This window comes from Nostoc sp. ChiVER01 (assembly GCF_034531155.1).
Lineage (GTDB): Bacteria > Cyanobacteriota > Cyanobacteriia > Cyanobacteriales > Nostocaceae > Nostoc.
Genome location: NZ_JAVRBS010000062.1, coordinates 1 through 6,207 on the forward strand (window position 1 = coordinate 1; position 6,207 = coordinate 6,207).

The 6,207-nt window shown below is 40.8% G+C and carries 7 protein-coding genes; all 7 read right to left on the reverse strand.

Going from position 1 to position 6,207, the window contains the following annotated elements:
• A partial coding sequence (locus RMY00_RS35785) for a hypothetical protein (RefSeq protein ID WP_322652094.1) occupies positions 1-578 on the reverse strand: 578 nt, incomplete at its 3' end.
• Between the two features lie 2 nt (positions 579-580).
• Positions 581-1,075 (reverse strand): hypothetical protein, encoded by a 495-nt coding sequence (locus RMY00_RS35790; protein WP_322652095.1) that lies wholly within the window; start codon positions 1,073-1,075, stop codon positions 581-583.
• On the reverse strand, positions 1,072-1,326 hold the full coding sequence (locus RMY00_RS35795) for a hypothetical protein (protein ID WP_322652096.1): 255 nt from the start codon (positions 1,324-1,326) through the stop codon (positions 1,072-1,074). The genes RMY00_RS35790 and RMY00_RS35795 overlap by 4 nt, the downstream gene beginning before the upstream one ends.
• Before the next feature lie 4 nt (positions 1,327-1,330).
• Positions 1,331-1,927, reverse strand: a complete 597-nt coding sequence (locus RMY00_RS35800; protein ID WP_322652097.1) for a hypothetical protein — start codon at positions 1,925-1,927, stop codon at positions 1,331-1,333.
• Between the two features lie 113 nt (positions 1,928-2,040).
• A complete protein-coding gene (locus RMY00_RS35805) occupies positions 2,041-2,898 on the reverse strand; it encodes a hypothetical protein (protein WP_322652098.1) in 858 nt (285 codons plus the stop codon).
• Between the two features lie 5 nt (positions 2,899-2,903).
• Positions 2,904-5,783: a hypothetical protein gene (locus tag RMY00_RS35810; RefSeq protein ID WP_322652099.1), complete on the reverse strand. Its 2,880-nt coding sequence runs from the start codon at positions 5,781-5,783 to the stop codon at positions 2,904-2,906.
• A gap of 38 nt (positions 5,784-5,821) precedes the next feature.
• Positions 5,822-6,127 (reverse strand): glucose-6-phosphate dehydrogenase, encoded by a 306-nt coding sequence (locus RMY00_RS35815; RefSeq protein ID WP_322652100.1) that lies wholly within the window; start codon positions 6,125-6,127, stop codon positions 5,822-5,824.
• Between the last annotated feature and the right edge of the window lie 80 nt (positions 6,128-6,207).

Below are 6,207 nucleotides of genomic sequence, written 5' to 3' on the forward strand. Positions count from 1 at the left end.
TTATCATCTAAAAACTTCTCACTAGGAGCAAGCGTAAAATCATAGTTACTGGCAGAAACAATCACGGTATTGGCAGCATAATCAGTCCCGATTGGCACGTATTTAAAATAAGCTGTTGAAGGCCCTGTATTTGTAAATAAGCATGAATGCCGACTGCCATCTGCTTTTTCATTAACAATTAAAGTTTTAGAAGTGGTCACGCTAACATCATTAGCTGGTTGAGCATTAGTGGCTTGCTGTTTATTCGTGGAAGAGTAAAACATATTTTCTTGATAAACCTGAACATGAATTGACCAAATTACATCAGTATCATCGAGCCGTAAAAAGCCTAAACCCTCTCCAACGACATCTTTAGGAAAATAGAAAACTTCAGTTTCACTTAATCTGTAACTAAGTCTTTGAGGGTTGTAGATATTAATTTCGCTATCTTGATTAAAAGCCTTGGCGATAACGGCTTTTAAATACTTGCCATCGTATTGCTTACTCAGACTATGCTTGACTCGAAAAACTTCTCCAGCAGAGGGCACAATCAACCAGTTTTTATTTAGCTCAAAAGTTCCCAAAGTCAGCCAAGTCATTGTTAAGAGCCATAGTTAGAAATATCATCAATTTTCTGTTCAATTCGTGCTAATGCTGGTTGTATATCTGATGTCAAAAATTGTTCAACAGAATCGTAATCCGCCCCAACATATTGCCAAACTGTGACATTGACATTTTTGAACCACTCAGGAACACCAAAAGTAATGCTGTATGTAGCAGTTAGCCTGGGAAAGACAACTAACTTAATTCTATTAAGCCAAAGCTTACGTCTTGAAAGTTCATCAGCTTCAGGAGTGCCCCCAACTGTTAATCCCAATTCAAATTTTTGATTCAGAAAACCAGCAAAATTCCACTTTCTTCCTTCTGGAATATCAGTTGTGACATAAACAGCCAAAATGTGAGTTTCTAAAAGAAGTGGGATTGTAATTTCTGGTATGGGATTATGGATTTTAGAATTTAGGGTAACAGCTGCAACTGTTGTATGATAAATCTGTTCCCAATTATCAGCGTTACCCAGTTGTAAAATACGAGTCATTGCCTCATTAACAACGCCATGTGTTCTTCGACTTCTCCAACAAAGCCTAATGGATCAATGCCAAAATGATCTAACAATTCAAAGTAGGTGTAATCATCCATTTTTCCGGTCAACCACCGACTAGCAGCACCGTTGACAATCAGCATTCCTTGGACAGTAGAATCATCAGCTTGACCATCAACAGACACGGTTAGTAAATCGGCGATGTCTGGCGGAATCCACAGCAAATTATTATCAGAAGCAATTGACATTTATTTATACACCTTCTGGGACAAAGCGATATTTGCTAGCTAAAGCATTCTCACTACCAGTAAATAATCCATTAAATGCAGTTTTCTCTTTAATAGCTGTAACTACACTATCGTAGGTATCAGCAGCCACTTTTTTTCCAAAATGAGTAGTAACAGAATCATTTTCATGTCTGTAATATTGTCTGCCTGTAATTCGCGAAGCTTCTTTGGTAGTAGCTGTTTGCACCCGTTGAATAACCGTAAGTTTAGCAAACTTGAATTTCTTAACATTATCAAGAACGTCAGGAGTTGTTAAGGCTGCAACTTCGGTAGTGCTGAAAGTAAATTCATCAACTATTCCCTTTATGGTTGTGGCAAGGGCTGAACCTCTGCCATTTTGAGTAGCTGATATTAATCTGGCAGGAAGATAAACAAGTCCAGATCCATTCTGATCAAATGGAATAATATAGCCAGGAACTCGTTCGGTTTTTACTCTGTTGGCAGGGTTTGTAATAGCTGCATACGCTGACTGTCTGCCTGCTGTATCTTTTTCTAACCACGTCATGTATTTAGCGTGATCGGCAGCTAGACGTACCCCACGACTAATATCTTTGTAAGCCATTTTGCTTTTTTTTAAAATTTGGTTGAAACACAACCATAGCAACAGTTTTAGCGTGGTTTGTTTTTCGGAGATATATTATATTTCCCTTGTTTTTAGCGTGGTTTATTTTTATTTTAAATTTTAACTAAGGGCTTATATCTCTGAGTTGTATCTATTAAGAATACTGGTTGTGGCTCACCTGGGATAAGTGCGTAAGCATACCGAAATTGGATGTTTACTACTCTGCGATAAGCTCTTTTTTTACGTGTTTTTCCCATAATTACTTGAGTTTCTGTAACCGTTCCCGTAGTGCTGGGTTTTTTAGGGTTGCCAACATTTATTTTTAATTCATCAAATGGTACGTCAACTACATTGCAAATTTTTTGATAAATACTTATACCGTCTGCTTCATTGTTAGATAAAATTTTTGAGCCATTAGGAAACCCATGTTTTGGGTCTTTATAGCTAACACAAAGGTTGCCTTTAGCGTGGACAATTCCTTGTTTATTATGAACAAACTGCGTTTTAATTTCGTTAGCTATTTCTACTAATTTTTCATGTAAATTAATAGAAGTATTTTCTAAAGTCATTAACCTAACACTATATTCTGCATCAGCTTTATAATCTTGTGTAGCTGGCACAGATTCAGAATCTTGAGAGAAGTAAAATACTATTTTTGGATGTCCCTCAACAGGCGGGTCAATGCTTTCTCTAGAGCCATAGTATACAAGCAAATTCTTTCTGGCATATCCTAGTAAGTCATAAAAAAAATTATGTCGCATACTACGAATAGCATCGTTATCGCTGTCTGTCATTGTGCAAGCTACGCGCAAGCTACTACGAGGATCACCGATATTTGGAACCCAGTTATCATCGTGATCTGAAAAGTATTTTCTAACAAGTAAATTATGTTGCTGGTTATATTGCTTTTGTAGATGCTTCCACGGGTCAAAATCATCAGGCAAGCTTGTACTATCAATTGCATCATTCATTTTTGCTAATCTCCAGCATCAAATATGTCATCAAGCGCGACATCTAAAGTAGTACTAATTGTTTTACCAAGATCGAATTCATCTTTCTTGTCTTTATTCTCTTCGGTAGCTATGCCACTTTCTTTTGGCGTACCATCAGGATTTTTATCACCTTTGATTGCCGATTTAAATTCGGCGTTAGCACTATCAATTTGGTTTTTAGCATCAACAATGCTTACTGGGATTTGCACCACAGCTTGAATGGTATTAGCAGCAGTTTCAGTATTGTTCAGAAAATTGAAATACTTATTGTGAAAGTTTGGATTTGGATGGAACCATTCATAAGCTCGTTCGCCAAGTACGCCCCATTTTTTGAGAGCATTACCGATTTTCGCTGTATGACTACCGATGACTTCTAATGCATTAACCACGGTACTAACAGCATTTGTAAGGGCATTAAAAACATTGCTAGATGCCTGGTATATCCTATTAGCCATTGCCCATTCTTGAGTAAGCTTTGTATAGTTCGCTTCTCCAATGCTATCTGCTATTAATTCATGTGCAGCTTTACCTAATATCTCACCAATATTTATTGGAGTTCCGTCTAATCCCTTTGGCAAGATTAGCCCTAATACAGTATTAATAATCCCCCCTAAAGTTTGGGCAAGATTATTTGAAAGCATTAGAGCATTGTGAAGTGTAATAGCAAAAGTTAGGACGCTTAAAGCTTTTTCTACATAAGTATTTTTGGCGATATTTTCCATGAATTTACTAATACCACCAGGAACTTGATCGCCAAGTTTATCGTTAATAATTTTTAGCAAGCTTAAATCAACTGCTTGCCCTGCTGTGTTAAGTGCGTTTAGTTTATCCCCAATATCATCAAGCTTATTAGCATTTTGATTTGCGGCATCTTCTGCTTTTTTAATTGGCGCTCCAAGACAACCAGTAGGTTGAGCGATTTCACAAACAGCACCTTGAATAGTTTCTTTATTTGCAGCTTTTATAGTAGGAGATTTTGCGATCGCATCTGGTATACCCTGTATTGCTGGGGTAAGTGCTGCGATCGTTGTAGCAATGAAGGTTAGTTTTCCAAGTTGATCGTCAAAATCCTTCTTTTGCTGTTCAATGGTTTGAGCGGTTTTATCAGCTTGTGCTTCCTGTGGTGTTTTTGAAATTGGTGCTGTATTATTTTTTGGGGTTGGTGATACAGCATCTGGCACTGGTTCAGCTTTTGATGTTTGGGGCGTACTTGTAGCAAAGCCGGAAGCTTTAATAGGATTTACGTCTAACGGTGTAGGTTTAAAGCTACTTGGTTCACCGCCGTCTATAGCTGTGGGCAATACATTTCCTTGTGAATCGTATCTTACGCCGGGTTCGGGGAACTTGGGGGACTCTGGAAACGTAGCAAAGGGGAAGCTACCACCGCTACTAATTGCACCCTGCGAACCATTGCCACTTACAGAAAACTGCCTTGGCGATGGCACGTCGTCTGGCTCGGCAAAGGGTAGCGGTTGCACTTGCGGTAACATCGCAGGGAGAAGACCACCAAGGTTAGATGGCTGTTGAGTTGGGTTTGGAAGAAAAGAGGGAGCCAAGCCACCGTGACCAGGGAAGAACGCCGCACCGTTCGGGGTATTGTTACTAGGTAATGACGGTGCGACATTTCGCGTCTTACCTCTTTTACCTGGGGTTGACGGTGTGCCAGATGGGATGGTGTTGTCGTCCCCGATCGGTGATGGATTGTAATTATTGGGTAGATTGTCTGGTGGCGGTGCTGGGTATATCTTTGGTGGATCGGGTATGCCTTCAGTGAGTTGTTCGCATATTACCAGTGTCCACCGGAATCTCGCAGGTGCGAAAGGGAAGTAATAAGTAGTTCCGGGCTGTGGGTTAGGATTATCGTAATAATTGCCACTGCAAAGTATGGTAGCCCTTGGGGGCGAGGTATCATGATACTCCACAGCGCCAAGTTTACCAAAAAATCTTGAGTCTAATTCTTGATACGGATTACCGTTATCATCGTACATTATCCACTTCACACGGTATAAAGCATTTGTAACCTGACCGGGGTCGAGCGGCGGATAACTTGGCGGCTCTACTGGTGTAGTCGCTGGTGATGGCGTTGGGCGAAAAAAAGAATCTGCAATAGCACCCGCAGCCATCCCCCCAACAGCACCTAATGCATATCCTAGTAGTGGCCCACCGACAGCACTACCGAGCGCAAATCCGCCAACAAAACCTACTTGTGCAGCAACAGCGCTAGTAGCAGCATGTCCTACTGACTGTCCCTGAACTACACGGTTTGCAAAATCTATACCGCCTATGACACCAGGCACAGCTAATCTACCCGCAGCTTGTGGTAAAGCACGGGGTAATTGAGAGAGTATGCCGCCTGTAGCAACTACGGGTACAGCTTCTGCAAGCGCTGCGGGTGCTGGGGTTGCTGTTGGTTCAATTAATGCATTAGCTCTTGCTGCTGTACCCTTGGCTGTTGGAGGCGGGGAACCCGTTGATGGTAGTGCCTGTTGAGTGTCTGTAGTAGTAGGTGGTGAGTATCTTTTTTCATAGTCACGCCCAGACACTACTGGTTGTTCTACCGGGCTGTTGCGAGTACTTTGTAAGGCTTGATTTCGCGCTATTTCTCGCTCTCGAAGTGCTTGTTCTCTTTGAGTTTGCGCTTCCTGTTGTTCCTTAAATAAGGATTGCCTGCGAATCTCTTCGTTTCTGTTGTACGCTTGCTCTAATGCCGATTGATTGGTAGAGGGTGGTTTTGCTGATAAATTTTCCAGTGGAAGATTTAACGGTGTTGCTGTGGGAGGCTTGGCAGTAGTTAACCCCGAATACATGTCAGCATTAGCGTAATCTAGCGAGATAAATTGTCTCGGATTTATTTCATCTGCCATAGCCACTAAGTATCTTTTACAAAATTCTTTTACTCTGATTAATTCTGTTTAAATGACGTAGGTAAGGCAGTATTACTTAACGTTTGCACGTACATCCAAGGCTTTGCTGACCCGCTTAATTCATCTGCCGATACTTCCAGTGATGTACGGGAAATTAACCTACTTTTGGCATCGGCTGCCACCCAAAACTTATTGCACTGTGCTGCACGCTCGGTGTAGCCCACACCTTCAATCACGGTTACGGTTGGATTTAGGGCGAACAGCGCGTAAGCAGTCCACGCATTCAACTGTTCAAGGGTATTAATTTGAGAAGGAATGTCTGTAGCGATATTAATAGTCGTCATTTTTTTGAAGAGATTTGTAATTAGTTACTCTTCAGTTTTATTGGGCAATAAAAATTGTGTAAATATTCCAGTTTTATGTA

What these genes read in the sequence shown, in the direction of transcription:
- RMY00_RS35795 (WP_322652096.1), bottom strand. Translation starts at nt 1,326, where the DNA reads ATGTCAATTGCTTCTGATAATAATTTGCTGTGGATTCCGCCAGACATC.
- RMY00_RS35815 (WP_322652100.1), bottom strand. Translation starts at nt 6,127, where the DNA reads ATGACGACTATTAATATCGCTACAGACATTCCTTCTCAAATTAATACC.
- RMY00_RS35800 (WP_322652097.1), bottom strand. Translation starts at nt 1,927, where the DNA reads ATGGCTTACAAAGATATTAGTCGTGGGGTACGTCTAGCTGCCGATCAC.
- RMY00_RS35790 (WP_322652095.1), bottom strand. Translation starts at nt 1,075, where the DNA reads ATGACTCGTATTTTACAACTGGGTAACGCTGATAATTGGGAACAGATT.
- RMY00_RS35810 (WP_322652099.1), bottom strand. Translation starts at nt 5,783, where the DNA reads ATGGCAGATGAAATAAATCCGAGACAATTTATCTCGCTAGATTACGCT.
- RMY00_RS35805 (WP_322652098.1), bottom strand. Translation starts at nt 2,898, where the DNA reads ATGAATGATGCAATTGATAGTACAAGCTTGCCTGATGATTTTGACCCG.